Raw genomic sequence first — 19,501 nt, 5'->3', positions numbered from 1 at the left:
CCTGATCAATCAGAGGGGCGCGAATCTGCGGGCGCGGCACAGGGGTCCGGTGGGCGCGAGGGCCAGTACGCCCGCTCTACGCAGCGCGTCAGTCCGCTTGAATCCCGTTTCAGGACTCTCAATCCTCCCTGGTCACCTCGCAAACCGAGCGTGTCACGACCGACTATCCCAACCACCGAAACCACCTCGTCCAGGCCAAAGCCCTGCATGCCTACCTGCGATGGCACAAAAACGACGCCCGCCCGCCGACTCCGGCTCAACAAAAGGAGCGTTCTTGCGCCCGCAGCGAGAACGGCATTCGCCGGTGCGGTAGCCCCGCGCTCGCAGCGTGAGTTGCTCAGACCAGGCGTCTTCCGCGACGTCCTCGGAAGCCCAGGTTCGGAGCAGTGAGAGTGTCGGTCAGATTGCCGGGCCCACAGGCGAGGTGAAAAGTCTGTACGAGGTGATGCACGTTCGCTTTGAGGGGAAGGGGTTAAGCATCACTGTCTCGCCCGTGAACGAGCAGCCCGAGTGGAGGTCACGACCATGGAGGAGAATACGGAGCGTCTGCTGATGCTCGCACAGAGCGTGGGGGTGGCAGACGTGACGGACGCAATAGGCCGGCTTCACCGGCATCACAGCCACATGGTAGATCTTTCGAGTCCCGCCCCCGACCGTCTGCTGTTCGGGCCGGCTGTAACCATGTCCTTCTTTCCCACATGCGAAGACGCCCTGCCCTCCAGGACGTTCAATTTTGTCGACATCTTCGACCAGGCGGTCCGCGAAGAAGGTCTTGGCCGGGTATTGGTGATGGCGAGCAACGGATACCCGGATGTGTCTTTGGGCGGCGGAACGAAAATGTCGCGACTGGTAGGCCATGGTTTGTGTGGCGTCCTCGCCGATGGTCGACTCCGTGATTTCAGCCAACTGGCAGAGCACGGACTCGCTGTGTACTGCCGAGGTGAGGAAGTGCGATGGGGCGGAGACAAGGTCACCCCGGTTGAGGCCAACCGGCCCGTCGTCGTCAATGGAGTCGCCGTCCGCCCAGGGGACTACGTGTTGGCCAAAGGCTCCTCTGCGGTGATCATCCCCCGTACTCAAGTCCTCAGGGTTCTGACAGACGCGAAGGCGACGATGGACAGCGAGGCTTCGGATGCGGAGCGCTGGCAGCGCAGCGTGGCAGACGGGTAGGCAGTCGGAAGGTGCCCCCTTCATGGAACCTCGAGGCAGTGGGAACAACTGCATCGAGGTCGCGGCCACCTCCGGCACGGTCCACGTTCGCGACTCCAAGAACGTGCCGGGCCCGCAGCTCGGCTTCACGACCACCACATGAGCGGACTTCGTCGCGTACGCGTCCGCGAACCGACCCCACCGTTCGGAAAGCCGACCGCATTCCTCAGGGTCATACCCTGACGCGACGTCAGGGAGAGTTCAGGGTACGGCGAGGGGCCTACCCGATGGCTGCCGAGTGGTGGGCAACGGCAGGCTGAGGGCCATGAAGATCACCACTGAGAAGCGCCCCTCGGTCGTCCGCCGCCGGACCGCTGGGCTCGCAGTCGCCGCCGTCCTCGCCGCCACGGTCACCGGTGCGGTCAGCGTTCCCGCTGTCGCCGCTGACGCGCCTTCCACACCGTCGTACGACTTCAGCGACTGTCCGGACCTCCCGGCCGGTGTCGACGCGGCCCTCTGGAAATGCGAAGTCATGACAGCCACCGGCTCTTTGACGCTCGGTAGCCGACACATTCCCGAACTGGCTCCGATGACCATCACCCATGCAGAGGGCCCGCTGCCCGACGGAAGCAACGGGCAGGTCTGGGGAGCGCTGCGCAGCAAGCCGACCGCCGTCCCCGGTGGACTCCTCGGCAACGCCGCCGCCGCCCACAACCCCCTGCTGTCACTGTCCCTGCAACCGGAGTACGGGGGCCGGTCCGACTTCTACTCCGTCGGGAACAGCATGGGCCTGTTCACCATGCGCTTTCGCGCCGTCAGCCGCTTGCTGCCGCATGGGTGCGTCATCGGTGGCGACGCACCCATCGAGCTCCGTCTGGAGCGCGCGGGCGACTCTCAGTTGGTCTCGAAGAACCCGCCGGTCATCAAGTTCGACGCGTACGACGACAAGTTCACGGCCCCGGCCGCCGATGGCTGCGGCCCTCTGACCAGGCTCCTCAACGACCGGCTCGGTCTCCCGGCGACGGCCGGGAACGCGATCACCTTGTCCGCGTACTACACCTTCAAGACGTACGACCAGCTTGCGCCGCGCTGACGTGATGCTCGGCCTGGCTGTCCAGGCGGGAGGGCGCTCGCGTCTACAGCTCCTGGTCTCCTTGCCAGGTGATTGACGTCATCGCGGCCAGGCCACCGTTCGCCAGGCCCTTGTAAGTCACGGTCCGGACGGGGCCGAGCTCGTGTGCGAGCTGTTGCGCCAGGTCCCGTCCCTCGCGGAACAGCCGCTCCCACTCGTCGCCGTACTTGCCGTCCTCTCGGTCCTGGACGTGCAGGTTGACCGTGGTGTCGATGTCCTCCGCCCACGTGTACAGGCCGGCGACGAGCCCGTCGGAGAGGGCCAGCGCGGCGGCGGGATCGTCGGGGGCGAAGTCCCCGAACCCGTCGGAGCGCAGCGGACCGAACTTGAACTCACCCTCGACCGTGATGTGTACAAGTGGCGGCGGCGGTATGCCGTGGGTGTCGCGTTCCCAATGGAGGCGGTCGCAGCTCCAGCACACCCACTTGGCCGTCCGGTGGCGCTCGTCCCAATAACGCACCGCGCGTGACGGCCCGAGATGCCCAGCCAGTCGCCGAGCGGTCACCAGACCCTGTTTGACGTGCTTGCGCAGGTCCGGGCGAGAGGTGAAACCCGTTGGCGGCCGGGAGAGCGACCAGGAGCGCAGCGCTTCCGCGAGGTCCGCCGGGAGGCGGAGCCGGGAATCGTCCAGCGGGATATTACGGATGAAGGCGCCGAGGTCCTCGTAGCCTCAGGACTCGGCATCCTGCGGCTCGTACAGGGGAGACGGCTCGCCGCGGGCCTGCACGAGCAGGTCACGCGGTTCTTCGAGGGTCATACGGGGTTGCCTCCCCACACCAATCCGTTGTCGCCCACGCTGGAAACCGGCGATTGCCTGACGGTCCCCACTCGAGTTTCAGATGTGTCGCAGGCGTGGGGCCATTTGCATGCACCGAGGTAACGATCACTCCGCTGATCTGGGGCTTTTGCGCTGGTTGGCATTGAAGCGCGCCTTCTTCTGACGATTGCCACACGTGTTCATGTCACACCATTTGCGGCTGCGACTTTGGCTGGTGTCGAAGAAGGCGGCTTGACAGGTTGGCGATGCGCACAAGGCCAATTTTCCGTCTCGTTCACCTGCGATGATGCTGATGGCGTCGGCGGCGATCACGCTGAGGGCATCTTCCACGCAGGAAACCGAGCTGAGTCGCCATCGCCGCCTGCCCTCGGGCGTCAGGATCGCTGCGGCCCGACCCTGGGTGCTGCAGTCATTGATGACTTGGACAGCAGATGCAGGGAGAGCGTCCTGTGTCGCGGCCGCTGTCGCGGCGGCGTGAATCGACTCCCTCAGTTCTCGAGCGAGCTCGAGCTGCGCAGTGGTGCAGGAGTCCACGGCGAGGCCGTTCACTGCCAGCCAGTCGATGAGTCGGTGTGGCGTGGGAATGCGCTCCACAGCGTTGCCGTGACGCTCCGACAGCGTGCCCGTAAAGCTGGTTGCCAGCACGTTGCCGAGGCGGAAGTCAGGGAACTCAGCGTGCATGGAACCACCTTAGCCGGTTGCACGCTGGTACGAAGACGCGGTAGAACCGCCTTAGCTGGTTCGCGATAGATTGCGGCCGGTTCCGCGATGGCCAGGAGGTCTCATGCCCGTCCAACCAGCGACGTGCAAGCATTTGAAGCCCACGCAACTGACGCTGACCTCGACGATCTGCGCGCGCGACTGGCCGCGGCGCGGCTACCGGAGGGCGAGACGGTCCATCGCGCCGCGCCCGACCCTCGCCGAGCGCAAGTGGACCGAGGAAACCCGCGATTTCTGGCGCCACCGCGCGGCGTACGCGAAGCAGCAGGCGACCCGGCCGCAGACCATCGGTTACTCGCTCGTCGACTCGCCGGTCGGGCTTCTTGCCTGGATCCTTGACAAGTTCGCCGAGTGGTCAGACACCGAAGACAGCCCGTTCGAGACGATTTCCATAGACAGCGTTCTTGACGACGTCACCCTGTATTGGCTGACGCGGACCGGCGCATCGGCGGCCCGCATTTACTACGAAAGCCACAACTCGCTCGATCCCGAACTTCGGGTCGACGTCCCGTCAGCAATCACGATGTATCCCCGCGACATCGAGAAGTGTCCGCGCGCCTGGGCGCAGGAGCGGTACCGACGAATTGTCCGATTGTCAGTTCTGTCTCCGTGTGCCATTCCACCATCACGCCACCGATGACGAAAGGATCCACATAAACTGCCGCCCCAGCCATGCCTTCGGCCTCTCCTCCGTCGCCGCCCCGGTAAACGGGAATCCCAGCTTGGGCTATTGCGTGGCAAGCGTGTTCAGCCACTGCTTTGCGCTGGGCGATGACATCCGAAGGGGCTTTCGCCAGCAGATCGAATCCGTGCTCGGTCATCCGTCTTTTACTTCCCTTCCTGTTGATCGCTTGTCAGGGAGCGCGCCAAACGCCCCCCGCCGGCGGCTTTGATGTAGCTAGCCAGCAGTTGCTTCGCCGCACTCTCGATGCCGGAGTAGTAAGGGACCGACCAGTTGACTGGTGTGCCCGCCTTGAGGGCCCCAGCCAATTCGGAGGCGCAATCCCCACAGGGTTGCCGCTCAGTGTATGGAGCAGTGATCTGGTGAGGATCGAACCCCTTTGCCTTCAACTTGTCCAGGATCGCTGTCTCCGAATGACCGGCGAAGCTACTGCTCGCGACCACGAAGTCCCGGTCTTTGGGGTCGTTCCAACCCGGCACCTTGGCGACGGCGACATTGCGCGACGCCCCGTAGAAACCGCTTCCGTCCTGAACTGGTAAGCCATGTGGCTCATCTCGTCGCTGTTGTAGCCGATCAGACCCGTGGGGCATCAATCCCTCGCCGGCTATCGCCGCCCGTGAAGCCAGAGGAGCACGGGCCCGGTTTTTGGTGCAGAAGTCAACGAATTCGTCAAGCCCCCTGAATCCGATACGGGCGACGACATCATCGGGGAGGCCGAGCGTGCGCAGTGCGTTGTAGGCGTCTGCGAAGCCGATACCGGTCCTGGCGGCGGCGTCCGCCGCCTTGACGGCGTCGGCGATGGGCCGGAGGATCTTGTCCGCGAACAGGGAAGCGACGTCCAGTGATGCCCTGCGGCCGCGTCGGCCGCGGTGCGGGCGGCGGTCGCGGCATCGCCCGCGTCGAGGGAATCGGCGTAGGCATCCTTCGCGTCGGCCTTGGCGCGTGGCGCGTTCGCCTTCTGTTCGGCGTCCCACGCGTCGTCCCGCTTCGCCTTCGCGTTGTCGCGGGCCTTGACCGCGTCGTTCTTCTTCGCGACCGCGGTGGCCTCGGAGGATTCGGCCTTGTCCTTGGCGTCCTTCGCGTTCGTCGCCTCGGCTTCGGTGTTCCCGTGTTCGCGTCCAGGACCTGGTTGCGCTGCACCTGCTGGGAGGCGGTCTCCTGCTGCCACTCCGTGGCGGCGGTGGTCAGTCCCCACCTGAAAGGGGCTCAGGACCCTTGATTGCGTGCTTCAGGTCCCGGGCGCGGCAGGCAGGCGCACGAGCCCGAGCGTCCCGTCCGGTTCCCGGGTGACGTGTACGCGGCCGCTGATGCGGTCGAGTGTTGCCCGCAGCCACCCGCGGTCCTGGTCCGTCGCCGGTTCCAGACGCATGCGACGGGCCCGTAGGGGCACTATGCGCACGTCGGTCGCCGTGCCGGTGTCCGCCTGCACCGAAACGAGGTACATGAGGCGAAGATCGTCGCGGTACTCCTCGTGTCCGGAGATGCCCTCGTAGTCGTCGATGAAGTCGCCGCAGCCGTACAGGATGAGCCGGTCGCGGTACACCTCGGCGGGACGGGGATGGTGCGAGGAATGACCGTGGACCACGTCGACGCCGCCGTCCACCAGGGTGTGCGCGAAGCGGACCTGCTCGTGGGGGACGGGGTAGCCCCAGTTGGAGCCCCAGTGCACGGAGACGACCGCGATGTCGCCGGGGCGCTTCGCCTTCCGTACGCGCTCGGCCGTGGCGGCGGCCGCCTCGGCCGACAACTCGGGTACGAAGGCGACGCCGGACCGGTCCGCTGCCGCCGCCCAGCTCCTCGCCACACCGCTGGAACGTGCTCCGAGGGAGAACACCAGCACCCGACCGCTGCCATGGCCGACGGGGACCGTCGCCGGCGCGTACGCCTCGTCGGCGGTCCGTCCCGCGCCCGCGACCCGCAGGCCCGCGCCGGCCAGCGAGTCGAGCGTCTCGTGCAGGCCCGGGCGGCCGAAGTCCAGTACATGGTTGTTGGCCAGGACGCAGACGTCGGGCCGGGCGACCGCCAGGGCGGGCAGGTTCGCCGGGTTCATCCGGTAGTGGACGGCCTTCCCGGGGGCGAAATCGTCGCTGCGGGTGATGGACGTCTCCAGATTGATGATCCGGACGTCCGGAGCGGCCTCATCGAGCAGCGGCAGTGCTTCGCCCCACGGCCAGGAGGGGGCGACCGGGGCGGGGATCAGGGCGCCCGACGCCTCCGCCAGGTCGACGTAGGAGCGGGCGTCCCGGACGTAGTCCTCCCGCAGCGTCGGATCACCCGGGTGGGGGAGGATCTGGTCGACGCCGCGCCCGAGCATCACATCGCCGCAGAGGAACAGCGTCACCGTGCCGCTCATGCTTTTACGGTAGTCGTCCGCCGGAACTTTCTCCTTCGGACCGCCGGGCCGGCCGGTGCCGCCGGAAGGTCGCTTCGGTCGGAGGAGCGGGGACGGCGGTAACGTCCTGGCATGGTGCCAGTACGCGCGGTTTTGATCGACATCGACGGTGTCCTCACGGTCTCCTGGAAGGCGCTGCCGGGGGCGGTCGAGGCGCTGCAACGCATCCGCACCGCCGGCCAGGCCGTCACCCTCCTCACCAACACGACCTCCCGCACCCGCGCCTCGATCGCTCACGCCCTGGTCGCCGAGGGGTTTCCCGTCGATGCCCAGGACATCCTCACCGCGCCCGCCGCCACCGCGGCGTACCTTGCCGAGCACCACCCGGGCGCCCGGTGCTCGCTGCTGAACAGCGGTGACATCCGCGACGACCTCTCGGACGTGACGCTGCTCGACGAGGACGACGCCGTCCCTGACGTGGTCATCGTGGGCGGAGCCGGCCCGGAGTTCGACCACATCGCGCTCAACCGTGTCTTCGGCCACCTTCAGCAGGGCGCCCGACTGGTCGCCATGCACCGCAATCTCTACTGGCGCACCGACCGGGGACTGCAACTCGACACCGGGGCGTACCTGGTCGGTCTGGAGCGAGCCGCGCGCACGGAGGCCGAGATCACCGGCAAACCGGCGGCCGCGTTCTTCGAGACGGCGCTGGCCCGGCTCGGGGTGCGTCCCGATCAGGCGCTGATGGTCGGCGACGACATCGAATCCGACGTGCTTGCCGCGCAGCGTGCCGGGATCACCGGCGTCCTCGTCAAGACCGGCAAGTACCTGCCGGAGGCGCTCGACGCGGCGAGTGGCACACCCGATCACCTGCTGGAATCGTTCGCAGACCTGCCCGCTCTGCTGGACCGCCTCGCCTCGGCGGATCACTGACCCACCGCCCGTTCCGGCCGTCAGAACACCGAAAGCCCCGTCAGCGTCGTGAACCGGTCCAGGGCCGCGACGCCCGCCACCGAATTGCCGCGTTCGTCGAGTCCGGGGCTCCAGACGCACAGCGTGCAGCGGCCGGGCACGACGGCGATGATGCCGCCGCCCACACCGCTCTTGCCGGGCAGGCCCACCCGGTACGCGAAGTCGCCGGCCGCGTCATAGGTGCCGCAGGTGAGCATGACCGCGTTGATCTGTTTGGCCTGACGGCGGCTGAGCAGCCGGGAGCCGTCGGCCCGGATGCCGTGCCGGGCAAGAAACCCGGTGGCGAGTGCGAGATCGGCGCAGGACGCCTCGATCGCGCACTGCAGGAAGTACTGCTCCAGGAGCACCGGCACCGGGTTGTCGATGTTGCCGTACGACGCCATGAAGTGGCCGAGCGCGGCGTTGCGGTCGCCGTGGGTGGCCTCCGATGCGGCGACCTCCTTGTCGAAGGTCAGCCGGGGGTTGCCGCTCTCGGCGCGCAGGAACTCCAGCAGCGCGCCCGCCGCGTCACCGGTCTGTGTCTGGAGGCGGTCGGTGACGACGAGGGCGCCCGCGTTGATGAACGGGTTGCGCGGGATGCCGTTCTCGTACTCCAGCTGCACCAGCGAGTTGAACGGGTTGCCGGAGGGCTCGCGACCCACGTGCTCCCAGAGCTCGCCGCCCTCCCGGGCCAGGTCGAGGGCGAGCGTGAAGACCTTGGTGAGGGACTGCGTGGAGAATGGCTGCCGCCAGTCCCGCACGCCGTACACCGTGCCGTCCACCTCCGCGACGGCCATGCCGAAGCTGCGCGGGTCGCAGGCGGCGAGCGCCGGGATGTAGTCGGCGGCCCGGCCGCGCCCGGGTGTCTGCTCGATCTCGGTGGCGATGCGCTCCAGGACCGGCTGGAAGGTCAGCGACGGGGACATGGTCCCCATTGTGCGGCCCGTTCTCCTCCGGCGCTCGTCCCGTCCGTCCTGCCGCGTATCAGCCCTGACCGCCGCTCGGCGGGCCCGGGTGCCGCAGCGCGTTTTCCTGCACAAGTGGCCCTGGTGGCAACGCCCTTGCGGGACTCACCGGAGCTGACGAAGAGCCCCTGCTAGGGTCGGCCGGACGGTAGCCACGGCGGGACGGAGATGGTTCATGAAGCTGCTCCCGCTGTTTCTCCGACGGCCGATCGAGGCGGTGTACGTACGTCGACTGGCCGCCACCCTGACGGGACTGCCCCGCCCGCGGCACGTCGGAATCATGGTCGACGGAAACCGGCGCTGGGCCCGGAAGGCGGGACACGCGGACGTCCGGGAGGGGTACCGGGCGGGCGGCGCCAAGGTGACCGAGTTCCTGGGCTGGTGCACTGCTGCCGGAATCGAGCACGTGACCCTCTTCATGCTCTCCGACGACAACCTGGGGCGCCCGGCCGAAGAGCTCGGTCCGCTGATCGAGATCATCGAGGAGACCGTCCGGGACATCACAGCCGAAGGCCGCCAGTGGCAGGTCCAGGTGATCGGCTCACTCGACATGCTGCCCGGCGCCGGCGCCCGAGTGCTCAAGGACGCCACCGTCGCGACGGCCGGGCGCGGCGGGCTCAAGGTGGACGTGGCGGTCGGTTACGGCGGTCGGCGGGAGATCGTCGATGCGGTGAAGAGTGCCTTCGAGGAACACATCGCGGCCGGTGGCGACCCTGCCGAACTGGTCGAGCGGTTCGAGATCGAGGACATCTCGCGGCATCTGTACTCGCCGACCGCCGATCACACCGACTTCATCATCCGGACCTCCGGTGAGCAGAGGCTGTCCGGCTTCCTGCTCTGGCAGTCCGCGTACGCCGAGATGCACTGGGTGGACTGCTACTGGCCGGCCTTCCGGCACGTGGACTTCCTGCGCGCACTGCGCTCGTACGCGAATCGGGACCGGCGGTTCGGCAAGTGACCGGCTTCATCCGGCCAGCAGCCCCGAGCTGACCCACAGCCGGCGGCCCACGCCCCGGAGCACGCCGATGTCGTCCAGGAAGTCCGTCAGGCGCTTGGCGCCGGTCTGCATCACCTGCGCGCGGTGGCCGCTGGCCCGGACCTGGGCGACGGCCTCGCGGCGGTCCAGGCCGACGTTCGTGTAGACGTGCGGGTTGATGAAGCAGGTGGAGAAGACCCGGGCGGCCTCACCGCAGCTGACGCGGGTGAAGTGCTGCTCCCAGCGCGGCGCGGACACCATCTGGCGACGCAGCTCCTCGCGGGCGTAGCGGACATGGCGCGCCTCCTCGACCACGTGGATGCGGGTCACGCCACGCACCAGGGTCTGCACCCGCTCGTCGGGGAAGGTGAGTCGCTGCATGTAGTCGAGGATCTCCTCGCCCAGCAGGGTGGCGGCGAAGGAACCGGGCGTGGTGGAGGCGGTCTTCAGGACGCGGACGAGGTTGTGGTAGAGCCGGGGCACCGGGTAGGACGGTGCGCCGCCCTTCTGGATCATCCTGGCGAACATCATGGAGTGCCGGCACTCGTCGGCTATCTCGGTCAGCGCGTAGCGGACATGACTGCTGGTCACCGACTTGTCGTAGATGTGCCGGACGAGCAGTTGCATCAGGATGATCTCGAACCAGATGCCGAGCGAGGCCAGCGAGGCCGCTTCGTGCCTGGCGAGGTCCATCCGCTGTTCCTGGGACATCTTGCGCCACAGCGGGGTGTCGTAGAGCGATACGAGTTCGGGCGGCCAGAACCACTTGCCGTCCTCGATCGGGGCCGCCCAGTCGAGCTCCTTGTCCGGGTCGAAGGAGTGCTTCGCGGACGCTTCCAGGAGCCGTTCGGCGACCTGTTCACGGTCCCTGAGCAGGCCGAGGGCGTCGCGGAGCACTTCGCTGTCGGTCGCAGTCGTCATCGCTGGGGCACCTCACGCTGGGGAGTTACCGCTGGTTACTCTTTATGAGACTGCGTGTCAGCAAGATGTGTCAATCCTTTACCGCGACTTGTTGACCCGGCGTCTACCAACGTGTGAGCCTGCCAAGTATGTCGACTCATGAGCTCTACACCAACGGCCCTGTCGCACCGGACTGGCAGATACCGGCCTCCGGTTCGGCGCGTTTCAGCTGGGAGTACGACGACGGGCGCGACCGGCTGCTCGCCCTGTACCAGAAGGGCAAGGACAAGCAGTGGGACGGCGCTAAGCGGATCGACTGGTCGCTCGAAGTGGACCCGTACGACCCGCTCGGCACGCCCGACGAGGCCATGACGCTGTACGGGACGCCCTACTGGGACCGGATGACCGACCGGGACAGGGGCGAACTGCGCAAGCACTACACCGCCTGGCAGTTCAGCCAGTTCCTGCACGGCGAGCAGGGCGCGATGGTGTGCGCCGCCCGCATCGTCGAGTCCGCGCCCGACCTCGACGCGAAGTTCTACTCGGCCACCCAGACCATGGACGAGGCCAGGCACGCCGAGATCTACGGCCGGTTCCTGCACGAGAAGCTCGGGATGCTGTACCCGGTCAACGACAACCTGCAGGCGCTGCTGGGTGACACCCTCCGCGACTCGCGGTGGGACATGCCGTACCTGGGCATGCAGGTCCTCATCGAAGGCCTCGCGCTCGCCGCGTTCGGCATGATCCGGGACACCACGAACAAGCCGCTGCCGAAGCAGATCCTGGCGTATGTCATGCAGGACGAGGCGCGGCATGTGGCCTTCGGGCGGATGGCGCTGCGCGACTACTACCGGCAGCTGACCGACGCCGAGCGGCGGGAGCGCGAGGAGTTCGTCATCGAGGGCTGCTACCTGATGCGCGACCGGCTGCGGGGGGTCGAGGTACTGGAGAACTTCGGCATCCCCAAGAAGGAGGCCGAGCAACTCTCCGAGAACTCCGAGTTCCTGCAGCTCTTCCGCCAGCTGCTGTTCAGCCGGATCGTGCCGTGCGTCAAGGACATCGGCCTCTGGGGCGAGCGGCTGCAGAAGGCCTATGTCGACATGGGCGTCTTCGAGATGGGCAACTCCAACCTGGACCTGTTGATGACGCAGGACGAGGAGATCGCCGAACAGCTCGACAAGGAGAGGTTCGCGCAGGAGGAGCTGGCCCGGGTCTCCGAGGTCGAGTCGGCCATCGCGGAGGGTGCGCAGGGCTGAGCAACAGCTTCCGATGCGGGCACCCGGCGGCCGGTCCGCATCGGGCCGGTGTCAGGACCGGCGCAGTACGCCGATGCCCAGCGCCACGACGCCTGCCGCGCCGACGCCGGCCAACAGCCGCTCGAACAGGCCGTCCAGGCCGGCCGGGCCCGAAAGGGGGATGGCGACCATGAGCACGACGAGCACGAACGCCGTCCAGCGCGTCGGCCGTGCCCAGCTGCGCCATTCCGGTATGCGCTTCATGGCGGCGGCGAGGAAGAAGGCCGATGCGATCAGCAGCACCACACCGACGGTACTGAGGTTGCCGTCGAGCCGGCCACCGGCGTTCGCCACCTGATCCTGCACCGAGCACCCCGGATCGGCCTGGCGGCACGCTTCCCGCTCCCACGGCGAGAGCAGGTCGCCGATGCCGATGATGGATAGACTGAGCAGGACCAGCGCGGTGGTCGCCGGCCACCCGCCGGGCCGCAGCGACGGCCGCAGCGAGCGCCACGTGAAGATCAGCGCTGCCGCACCCGCACAGGTGGTGACCACGATCACGAACATGCCGTGCGGTGCTCCGACGGCGTACAGGTCGCTGATGGCGTGCTTGAGGACGCTGTAGCGCGGCCCCTGCCAGGAAGCGGCGACGAGCCAGCTCACGACGAAGGCGATGTGGGCCACGATCGCGGTGTACGCCCACCACCGGCTGCCGGCCGGCGCCGCGGGAGCGGCGTCCGCCACGTGTGTGCCGGATGCGTCGGACACCGAGCCGATCGGTTGTTGCCGCATGAAGTCAGGCTCCGTTCAGGATACGTCGCGGCACCGTGCCGCGACCTGTCCGGAACGCTATGCGGGCAGGCACTCCTCGCTCATCACCCTGCGGGGGACAGTGCATTGAGCTCTCACGGGGGATGACGGAGTTCCCTCAGTCCGGCGTGGAGACGAGTCCCACCCGATAGGCGAGGACCACCGCCTGGACGCGGTCGCGCAGGTCCAGCTTGGTGAGAATGCGCGAGACATACGTCTTCACCGTCTCGCGGCTGACAACGAGCTCCGCGGCGATCTCCGTGTTCGACTTCCCGGCGGCGACCAGTTTGAGCGCCTCCAACTCTCGTGGAGTCAGGGCGTCCAGCGGAACCTGATCGGTCCGCGGGCGGTCCGCGGGGCGGATGCGGTCCGCGTACCGGCCGATGAGCCTGCGGGTCACGGTGGGGGAGATGAGCGACTCCCCGGCGGCGATCGTCCGTACACCGTCGACCAGTTCCGCGGGTGACGCGTCCTTGAGCAGGAATCCGCTCGCCCCCGCGCGGAGCGCCTCGTAGACGTACTCGTCCGTGTTGAAGGTGGTGACCACGAGCACCTTCGCGGGGTTCAGCGCATCGGGGCCCGCCAGCATTCGCGTCGCCTCGATCCCGTTCATGACGGGCATGCGGATGTCCATGACCACCACATCGGGGCGCAGCCGCTCGGCGAGTTCCACCGCGATCCGGCCGTCGGCCGCCTCCGCGACCACATCGATACCGGGCTGGGCGGTGAAAATCGTCGCGTAGCCCGTACGTACAAGAGCCTGGTCATCGCAGACCAGGACCCTGACCGCTGGTTTCGGGTCGCTCATCGACTGCTCCTCGGGGCACCGGGCCTGTTGAACTCATTCCCGAACTTAGCCCAGCAGCTCCGTCCCGAGGACGCCGCCGGAGTGTGCCGTCGGGCGCTTGTAACCTGGACGCGTGTTCGGCGAGACGGAGTCATCGGTACGGAATGCCCTTCGGCCGCTCGCCGGACGGTGGCACGCGAGTGATGTGATGGCGCGCGACGGCCTCCTTGCGCTGCTCCTGGCCGCTCTGGCGTTCACCCCCGGACTGCAGAAATACGGCGTGCAGCTGGGGCAACTCCCGCCGCGGTCGCCCGATACGCTCAGCGTCATGACGGCGTTGGCACAGTCGCTGCCGCTGACGCTACGCCGCCGGTGGCCCGCGGTGGCGGTTGTCGTGGTGGCGGGCGCCTTTTCCGCCGACCAACTGCTCGCAACCACGCCGACGTTGGCGACCCTCGGTGTGCTGCCCGCCCTGTACAGCGCCGGTGCCCACCAGCACCGCTTCCGGCGTGCTGTGCCGGCCATGCTGACCACGGCCTACATCGGACTGTCGGCCGGCCTGCACCGAGAGGGGTCCGAGGAGCGGCTGTTCGACTATGTGAGCTTCTATGTCGTGCTGGCGACGTGCTGGTGGGCGGGCAGGTCGATCCGCAGACGCCAGGCCGAAGAGGCTGATCGGCGAAGGGGCGAAGCCGAAGCGGCGGTGGCCGGGGAACGGGCCCGGATCGCGCGGGAACTGCACGATGTGGTGACCCATCATGTCACCGCGGTCGTCATCCAGGCGGACGCGGCGCAGTTCCTGGTCCACAGCGACCCTGAGCGGGCGACGGTGGGGCTCGCCGCCATCAGCGAAACCGGCCGGCGGGCGCTGGGGGAGCTACGGCACATGCTCGGCGTGCTGGACGTGCGGCGCGAGGACGGCCCCCCGGCCGGGGCATCCGATCCGGACGGGCCACCGGATCTGAGCCGGTTGGGTGACCTCGTCGAGCAGACCCGCACGGTGGGCCAGCCGGTCGGGCTGACCGAACGGGGCACCCGGCATCCCGTCTCCGGGAGGGTGGAGTTGGCCGCCTACCGCGTGGTGCAGGAAGGTCTCACCAACGCGGTCAAATACGCGCCGGGCCACCGGACCGAGGTACATGTCCGCTACGGCGACCACGAGATCGACATCGAGGTGACCAACGAGGGCCCCGCGGGCGCGGCGGTGGCCTCCGGGAGCGGGCGTGGGCTCGCCGGGCTGCGGGAGCGGGTGGCACTGCACGGCGGCGAACTGGTCTCGGGTGCCCGGCCGGACGGGGGATTCACCATCCACGCGCGGTTGCCGGTGCGCGACGACGGCTGACGACGCAGACGTAAGCAGCGAAGTGAGCCGTGCCGTACGCCCGAGTGCCGCCAGCGATCGCGCGCCCGGCCCAGGGCGGGAAGCCTGGTGTCCCGCCCCCGGCGGAGGCGGCGATGAGACGGTGACAGGGCCGGCGGATGACGTCTCCCGCACCCCCTGCCGTCGTCCCCGCACCTGACGGAGGAAGTCGGCATCATCCCCACCATGGGCATCAACCTCTTCGGCGCCGGTTACGACTACCGGCCCAGCGTGGCCCTGGGGTTCCGCTGCCTGTTGTCCGGCAATCCGGACGTGACCGCCATCGCGCACGCCCCGCTGATCTACCAGGTCCACGCCACCGCCGCCTGGGCGATCCTCGCCATATGGCCGTTCACCCGGCTGGTGCACGCCTGAAGCGTTCCGTTGTGGTATCTGTGGCGGCCGTACATCCTCTATCGCAGCCGGGTCGCGACCCACCCCACGGAGCCGGGCACCAGCGGACGGCGCTGGCACCGCATCGGCGTCCGCTACTGACCGTCGGATTGCCGGGCCGCCCCGCTCAGCGGTCGTCCCGCTCGCTGAGCGCCGCCTCCATGACTGCCCGGGCGATCGGCGCGGCGAAGCCGCCGCCGCTGATGTCGGCGCGGTCCGCCGACGCGTCCTCGACCACCACGGCGACCGCCACCGCCGGCCGGCTCGCGCCGTCGACGCGCGCCCAGGAGATGAACCAGGCATACGGCAGACCGGCGTTGCCGACACCGTTCTGCGCGGTGCCGGTCTTGCCGCCGACCGTGACGCCGGGGATCGCCGCGCTGGAGCCGGTGCCCTGTGACACGACGTCCACCATCATCTGCTGGAGCTGTTCGGCCGCAGGGGCGCTCATCGCCCGCCGGTAGGGCTTCTGACCGGTCCGGTGAACGGTGCCGCCGTGCCGGTCGAGCGTCCGGTCGATCAGGTGCGGGTACATCAGGGCGCCGTCGTTGGCGACCGCGGCGGAGACCATCGCCATCTGCAGCGGGGTCGCCGAGGTGTTGAACTGCCCGATGGAGGAGAGCGCCAACTGGTCCCGGCTCATGTCGGTGTCGAAGTTGCTCCGGGCGACCCCCGACGGAATCCTCAGGCCGCTGTCGTTGAAGCCGAACTTCCGTGCAGCGGCCACCATGTCGCCGAGCCCGACCCGTACCCCCAGATGGGCGAGCACCGTGTTGCAGGAGACCTCGATGGCGTAGGCGAGTGATGCGTGGCCGCAGTCGCTCGCCTCGTTGGGCAGTTCGGTCGTGGTGTCGGGCAGCAGGTACGGGTCGGGGGTGTCGGTGTTCTCGTCGATGTCGGAGACCACACCTGTGTCCAGCGCGGCGGCCGCCGTCACGATCTTGAACGCCGAACCGGGCGGGTAGGTCTCCCGGATGGCCCGGTTCAGCATCGGCCGGCCGGTGAGCGCATTCAGCCCCGTCCAGGCCCGGGTGACACCCGGGCCGGTACCGGAGAGCGCGCCGGGGTCGTACGAGGGGCTGCTCACCAGCGCCAGGATCCGGCCGGTGGCCGGCTCGATCGCGGCCACCGCGCCCCGCCGGCCGTCGAGCCCTTCGTACGCGGCCTCCTGCGCCCGGGCCTCGATGGTGGTGGCCACATCGCCGCCCGGCTCCCGGGTGCGGGTCAGCTGGTTCCACATCGGGAAGGGGGTGAGCCGCGGGTCGGTGCCGGCCAGGATGCCGTCCTCGGCGTTCTCGATCAGCGCCGTGCCGTACGTCTGCGAGGCGTAGCCGGTGACCGGCGCGTACAGCGGCCCGTTCCGGTAGGTCCGCTCGTAGCGCAGTTGCTCGCCGGAGTCCTTCGATCCCGTCACCGTCCGGCCGTCGACCAGGATGTTGCCGCGCGGCTGCGCGTAACGGGCGATCATCTGCCGCCGGTCGGCCGGGTTCTTGCCGAGCGAGTCGGCCTGGATGACCTGCACCCTGGTCGCATTGGCCAGCAGTGCGAGCAGCAGCAGGACGCAGCAGGCGGCGGCGCACCGGATGTTGCGGGTCATGACGCCGTCTCCACGACCGGCGCGACGACTCCGGGTTCGACGAGGTCCGGGCGCGGCCTGCGGGCGGAGTCGCTGAGGCGGATCAGCAGCGCCACGATCACCCAGTTGGTGACCAGCGAGGAGCCGCCCTGGGCGAGGAAGGGCATGGCCATGCCGGTCAGCGGGATCAGCCCCATCACCCCGCCCGCGATGACGAACACCTGGATCGCCAGGATGGAAGCGAGGCCGACGGCGAGCAGCCGCCCGAAGGAGTCCCGCAGGGCCAGCCCCGCCGAGTAGCCGCGGGCCACCATCAGTCCGTACAGCAGGAAGAGCGCGCACAGCCCGGCCAGGCCGAGTTCCTCGCCTGCCGTGGCCAGGATGAAGTCGGACTTCACGGCGAAGCCGATGAGGACCGAGTGGCCCAGACCCAGGCCGGTGCCGAGGATGCCGCCGGCGGCGAAGGCGAAGAGCGACTGGGCGACCTGGCTCGGGCCCTGGCCGGCCGCGATGGAGGCGAAGGGGTGCAGCCAGTCCTCGACCCGGCTGCGGACATGGGGTTCGAGATGACCCACCATGAAAGCGCCGAAGCCGGCCATCAGCATGCCGATCGTGACCCAGCTGCCGCGACCGGTCGCCACGTACAGCATGATGATGAACAGGCCGAAGAAGAGCAGCGAGGTGCCCAGGTCACGCTCCAGCACCAGGACGCCGACGCTGACCAGCCAGATGGCCAGGATCGGCGCCAGGGCGCGCATGGTCGGCAGCTGGAGGCGCCGGATCCGGCGGCCGGTGTAGGAGAGGGCGTGGTGGTTCGCCGCGAGGTAGGCGGCGAAGAACACCGCGAGCAGCACCTTGGCGAATTCGCCCGGCTGGATGGAGAATCCGTCGAGCCGGATCCAGATCTTGGCGCCGTTCACCGCAGGGAAGAGGATCGGAGCGATCATCAGCGCCAGCGCGGTGGCGACCGAGAGATAGGCGTACGACCGCAGCACGCGGTGGTCGCGCAGCAGCACCACGACGACGATGAAGAGCCCCACTCCGCAGGTCGACCAGATCAGCTGGGTGGGTGCGGCCGTGTCGTGGCGGGTCTCCAGGTCGAGGCGGTAGATCAGCACCAGACCGACGCCGTTCAGCAGCACCGCGATCGGCAGGAGCAGCGGATCGGCGTACGGGGCGCGGAAGCGGACCGCGAGATGGGCCAGCAGGGCGAGCAGTGCGAGCCCCGCGCCGTAGCTCGCGGCATCCGCCGGTACGGAATCGTGCCGGGTGAGTCCGACGTCGATGTAGCCGCAGACGGAGATCAGTACGGCGGCGAACAGCAGCACGAGTTCGATCCCGCGCCGCTTCGGCCGGCGGGGGTCGGGCGGGGGAGTGTCCGCCGTCGTTGCGTGCATGGCACGCAACGTAGCAAGACGTGGGCGATATATCCGTCAATGTCCTGGTGTGCCGCGGGAGCGGCCCCGAAGCGTCGACGCTCTGCCGGGGCCGCCCGCGCACCGCTCACTGCTGGTACGGGTTCTGCCCCTGCTGCTGCGGCGCGGCCTGGCCGTAACCCTGCTGCGGGCCGTGCGGCTGACCCGCGCTCTGTGCCTGCAGCTGCTCGGCCTGCTCCTTGGTCAGCCGGCTCTCCATGCCGCAGAACGTGCACTGGGTGGCGTACTTGACGGATAGCGGGAAGAGCGGCACGAAGAACAGCGTGAACTTGGTGACGCGTTTGCGGAGCGTGTGCGCGGACGGGTTACCGCAGTGGCCGCACACCAGGGTGAGTATCGCCAACTGGTAGATGTAGCCTCTGGTACCGAAAATGATCATGTTCTGTCCCCTCCTGGCCAGTCATAGCGGTTCACCGTATCCGCCGGTGTCAAGAGCCGGGCAGCGGCCGGGCCCCCTCGAGGTCGACGAGCGGACCGAGCAGGTCTCCGTACTTCTTCAGCCGAGGCCCGATGTCGCCGATCAGGAAGACCAGTTCGGCAGGGTCGGTGCATTTTTCGACCTCCTTCCAGGTGACCGGCGCCGACACGGTCGGCTCCGAGCGGGCGCGCACCGTGTAGGGGGTGGCCGTGGTCTTCGCGGCCGCGTTCTGGCTGTGGTCGACGAAGACCTTGCCGGGCCGCAGCGCCCGCGCCATCCGGTGCAGGGCCAGCTCCGGCAGCGCCGCCTCCGCCTCGATGGCGAGGCCTCTGGCATACGCGGACACCTCGTCCGACGGGGTGCGCTCCAGCGGGACCAGCAGATGGAGACCCTTCGATCCGGAGGTCTTCGCGTAGGCGGTCAGCCCGTCGTCCGAAAGGCGCTCCCGCAGCCAGCACGCCACCGTGCAGCAGTCCACCACGGTGGCCCCGGGGCCGGGGTCGAGGTCGAACACCAGCCGGTCGGCGCGGGCGGGGTGCTGAGCCTGCCACTGCGGGGTGTGGAATTCGACGACCAGGTTGGCCGCCCACATCAGCGTCGCAAGGTCCTGGATCAGCACCTGGCATGCGGTCCGCTCCCGGGAGCGGGGCACCTCGGCGGTCTGCACCCAGTCGGGGGCGCCGGGCGGCACGTTCTTGGTGAAGAACAGCTGCCCGTCGGGGCCGTCCGGGTAGCGCAGAAACGACACCGGCCGGTCGCGCAGGTGCGCGAGCAGCGGGCCCGCGGTTTCGGCGCAGTAGTGCAGGACCTCACCCTTGGTGGTGCCGGTGGCCGGGTAGAGGACCTTGTCGAGTCGGGTGAGGGGCAGTCGCCGCCCCTCCACCTCGGTGAGGGGCGACAT

Annotated in this window: 19 protein-coding genes and 2 pseudogenes; 9 read left to right on the top strand and 12 right to left on the bottom strand. The window is 68.5% G+C overall.

Annotated features, from left to right (window positions below; all coding sequences use genetic code 11):
- Positions 1-525 precede the first annotated feature (525 nt).
- The 3 genes and pseudogenes from AB0M87_RS02250 to AB0M87_RS02240 all read left to right on the top strand — a co-directional run bounded on the left by AB0M87_RS02250 (position 526) and on the right by AB0M87_RS02240 (position 2,242).
- Positions 526-1,170, top strand: coding sequence for an RraA family protein (locus tag AB0M87_RS02250; protein ID WP_365849388.1), 645 nt, complete (start codon positions 526-528; stop codon positions 1,168-1,170).
- A gap of 40 nt (positions 1,171-1,210) precedes the next feature.
- Positions 1,211-1,312 (top strand): annotated as a pseudogene (locus AB0M87_RS02245) (DUF397 domain-containing protein); the annotation flags it as partial.
- 162 nt (positions 1,313-1,474) lie between these two features.
- On the top strand, positions 1,475-2,242 hold the full coding sequence (locus AB0M87_RS02240; protein ID WP_365849387.1) for a hypothetical protein: 768 nt from the start codon (positions 1,475-1,477) through the stop codon (positions 2,240-2,242).
- 43 nt (positions 2,243-2,285) lie between these two features.
- Here the strand turns inward: AB0M87_RS02240 and AB0M87_RS02235 are convergent, their stop codons facing one another.
- Together AB0M87_RS02235 and AB0M87_RS02230 are read right to left on the bottom strand one after the other, a co-directional pair.
- Positions 2,286-2,786 (bottom strand): hypothetical protein, encoded by a 501-nt coding sequence (locus tag AB0M87_RS02235; protein WP_365849385.1) that lies wholly within the window; start codon positions 2,784-2,786, stop codon positions 2,286-2,288.
- 378 nt (positions 2,787-3,164) lie between these two features.
- Positions 3,165-3,740: a CGNR zinc finger domain-containing protein gene (locus AB0M87_RS02230; RefSeq protein WP_365849383.1), complete on the bottom strand. Its 576-nt coding sequence runs from the start codon at positions 3,738-3,740 to the stop codon at positions 3,165-3,167.
- Positions 3,741-3,827: 87 nt separating this feature from the next.
- Between AB0M87_RS02230 and AB0M87_RS02225 the strand changes: the two are divergent.
- Positions 3,828-4,371, top strand: a pseudogene (locus AB0M87_RS02225) (epoxide hydrolase N-terminal domain-containing protein); the annotation flags it as partial.
- A gap of 236 nt (positions 4,372-4,607) precedes the next feature.
- Here AB0M87_RS02225 and AB0M87_RS02220 read toward each other — a convergent pair.
- Both AB0M87_RS02220 and AB0M87_RS02215 read right to left on the bottom strand, forming a co-directional pair.
- On the bottom strand, positions 4,608-5,435 hold the full coding sequence (locus AB0M87_RS02220) for a nucleic acid/nucleotide deaminase domain-containing protein (protein WP_365849382.1): 828 nt from the start codon (positions 5,433-5,435) through the stop codon (positions 4,608-4,610).
- 254 nt (positions 5,436-5,689) lie between these two features.
- A complete protein-coding gene (locus AB0M87_RS02215; protein WP_365849380.1) occupies positions 5,690-6,814 on the bottom strand; it encodes a CapA family protein in 1,125 nt (374 codons plus the stop codon).
- Between the two features lie 111 nt (positions 6,815-6,925).
- On the opposite strand from AB0M87_RS02215, the gene AB0M87_RS02210 reads away from it, so the two are divergent.
- A complete protein-coding gene (locus AB0M87_RS02210; RefSeq protein ID WP_365849379.1) occupies positions 6,926-7,726 on the top strand; it encodes an HAD-IIA family hydrolase in 801 nt (266 codons plus the stop codon).
- A gap of 20 nt (positions 7,727-7,746) precedes the next feature.
- On the opposite strand, the gene AB0M87_RS02205 is transcribed toward AB0M87_RS02210, so the two are convergent.
- Positions 7,747-8,679 carry a glutaminase gene (locus AB0M87_RS02205; protein WP_365849378.1) on the bottom strand — a complete coding sequence of 311 codons (933 nt, stop codon included), beginning with the start codon at positions 8,677-8,679 and terminating at the stop codon, positions 7,747-7,749.
- A 205-nt stretch (positions 8,680-8,884) separates the two neighbouring features.
- On the opposite strand from AB0M87_RS02205, the gene AB0M87_RS02200 reads away from it, so the two are divergent.
- Positions 8,885-9,667 carry an isoprenyl transferase gene (locus AB0M87_RS02200; protein WP_365849376.1) on the top strand — a complete coding sequence of 261 codons (783 nt, stop codon included), beginning with the start codon at positions 8,885-8,887 and terminating at the stop codon, positions 9,665-9,667.
- Positions 9,668-9,673: 6 nt separating this feature from the next.
- On the opposite strand, the gene AB0M87_RS02195 is transcribed toward AB0M87_RS02200, so the two are convergent.
- The gene (locus AB0M87_RS02195) at positions 9,674-10,606 is read right to left on the bottom strand and encodes a diiron oxygenase (protein WP_365849375.1); all 933 of its coding nucleotides are present in this window, start codon (positions 10,604-10,606) and stop codon (positions 9,674-9,676) included.
- Between the two features lie 128 nt (positions 10,607-10,734).
- Here AB0M87_RS02195 and AB0M87_RS02190 point away from each other — a divergent pair, with 128 nt between their 5' ends.
- Positions 10,735-11,841, top strand: a complete 1,107-nt coding sequence (locus tag AB0M87_RS02190; protein WP_365849374.1) for a ferritin-like domain-containing protein — start codon at positions 10,735-10,737, stop codon at positions 11,839-11,841.
- A gap of 51 nt (positions 11,842-11,892) precedes the next feature.
- Here the strand turns inward: AB0M87_RS02190 and AB0M87_RS02185 are convergent, their stop codons facing one another.
- Both AB0M87_RS02185 and AB0M87_RS02180 read right to left on the bottom strand, forming a co-directional pair.
- Positions 11,893-12,612 (bottom strand): DUF998 domain-containing protein, encoded by a 720-nt coding sequence (locus AB0M87_RS02185; protein WP_365849372.1) that lies wholly within the window; start codon positions 12,610-12,612, stop codon positions 11,893-11,895.
- A 136-nt stretch (positions 12,613-12,748) separates the two neighbouring features.
- Positions 12,749-13,438, bottom strand: a complete 690-nt coding sequence (locus AB0M87_RS02180) for a response regulator transcription factor (RefSeq protein ID WP_365849371.1) — start codon at positions 13,436-13,438, stop codon at positions 12,749-12,751.
- Between the two features lie 112 nt (positions 13,439-13,550).
- Between AB0M87_RS02180 and AB0M87_RS02175 the strand changes: the two genes are divergently transcribed.
- Together AB0M87_RS02175 and AB0M87_RS02170 are read left to right on the top strand one after the other, a co-directional pair.
- A complete protein-coding gene (locus tag AB0M87_RS02175; RefSeq protein ID WP_365849369.1) occupies positions 13,551-14,759 on the top strand; it encodes a histidine kinase in 1,209 nt (402 codons plus the stop codon).
- A 156-nt stretch (positions 14,760-14,915) separates the two neighbouring features.
- Positions 14,916-15,152, top strand: coding sequence for a respiratory nitrate reductase subunit gamma (locus AB0M87_RS02170; RefSeq protein WP_365849874.1), 237 nt, complete (start codon positions 14,916-14,918; stop codon positions 15,150-15,152).
- Between the two features lie 145 nt (positions 15,153-15,297).
- On the opposite strand, the gene AB0M87_RS02165 is transcribed toward AB0M87_RS02170, so the two are convergent.
- The 4 genes from AB0M87_RS02165 to ligD all read right to left on the bottom strand — a co-directional run bounded on the left by AB0M87_RS02165 (position 15,298) and on the right by ligD (position 19,501).
- Positions 15,298-16,767 carry a penicillin-binding transpeptidase domain-containing protein gene (locus AB0M87_RS02165; protein WP_365849367.1) on the bottom strand — a complete coding sequence of 490 codons (1,470 nt, stop codon included), beginning with the start codon at positions 16,765-16,767 and terminating at the stop codon, positions 15,298-15,300.
- Positions 16,764-18,143, bottom strand: a complete 1,380-nt coding sequence (locus tag AB0M87_RS02160; protein WP_365849365.1) for an FtsW/RodA/SpoVE family cell cycle protein — start codon at positions 18,141-18,143, stop codon at positions 16,764-16,766. The genes AB0M87_RS02165 and AB0M87_RS02160 overlap by 4 nt, the downstream gene beginning before the upstream one ends.
- Before the next feature lie 106 nt (positions 18,144-18,249).
- Entirely contained in the window at positions 18,250-18,561 is a 312-nt protein-coding gene (locus AB0M87_RS02155; RefSeq protein WP_365849363.1) for a zinc-ribbon domain-containing protein, read from the bottom strand.
- A 49-nt stretch (positions 18,562-18,610) separates the two neighbouring features.
- A complete protein-coding gene (gene ligD / locus AB0M87_RS02150; protein ID WP_365849362.1) occupies positions 18,611-19,501 on the bottom strand; it encodes a non-homologous end-joining DNA ligase in 891 nt (296 codons plus the stop codon).

The organism is Streptomyces sp. NPDC051320, from assembly GCF_040682175.1.
In the GTDB taxonomy this organism is placed as follows: Bacteria; Actinomycetota; Actinomycetes; order Streptomycetales; family Streptomycetaceae; genus Streptomyces.
Note: the sequence above shows the minus strand (reverse complement) of the source record. Positions and strands in the feature narration are given on the sequence as shown.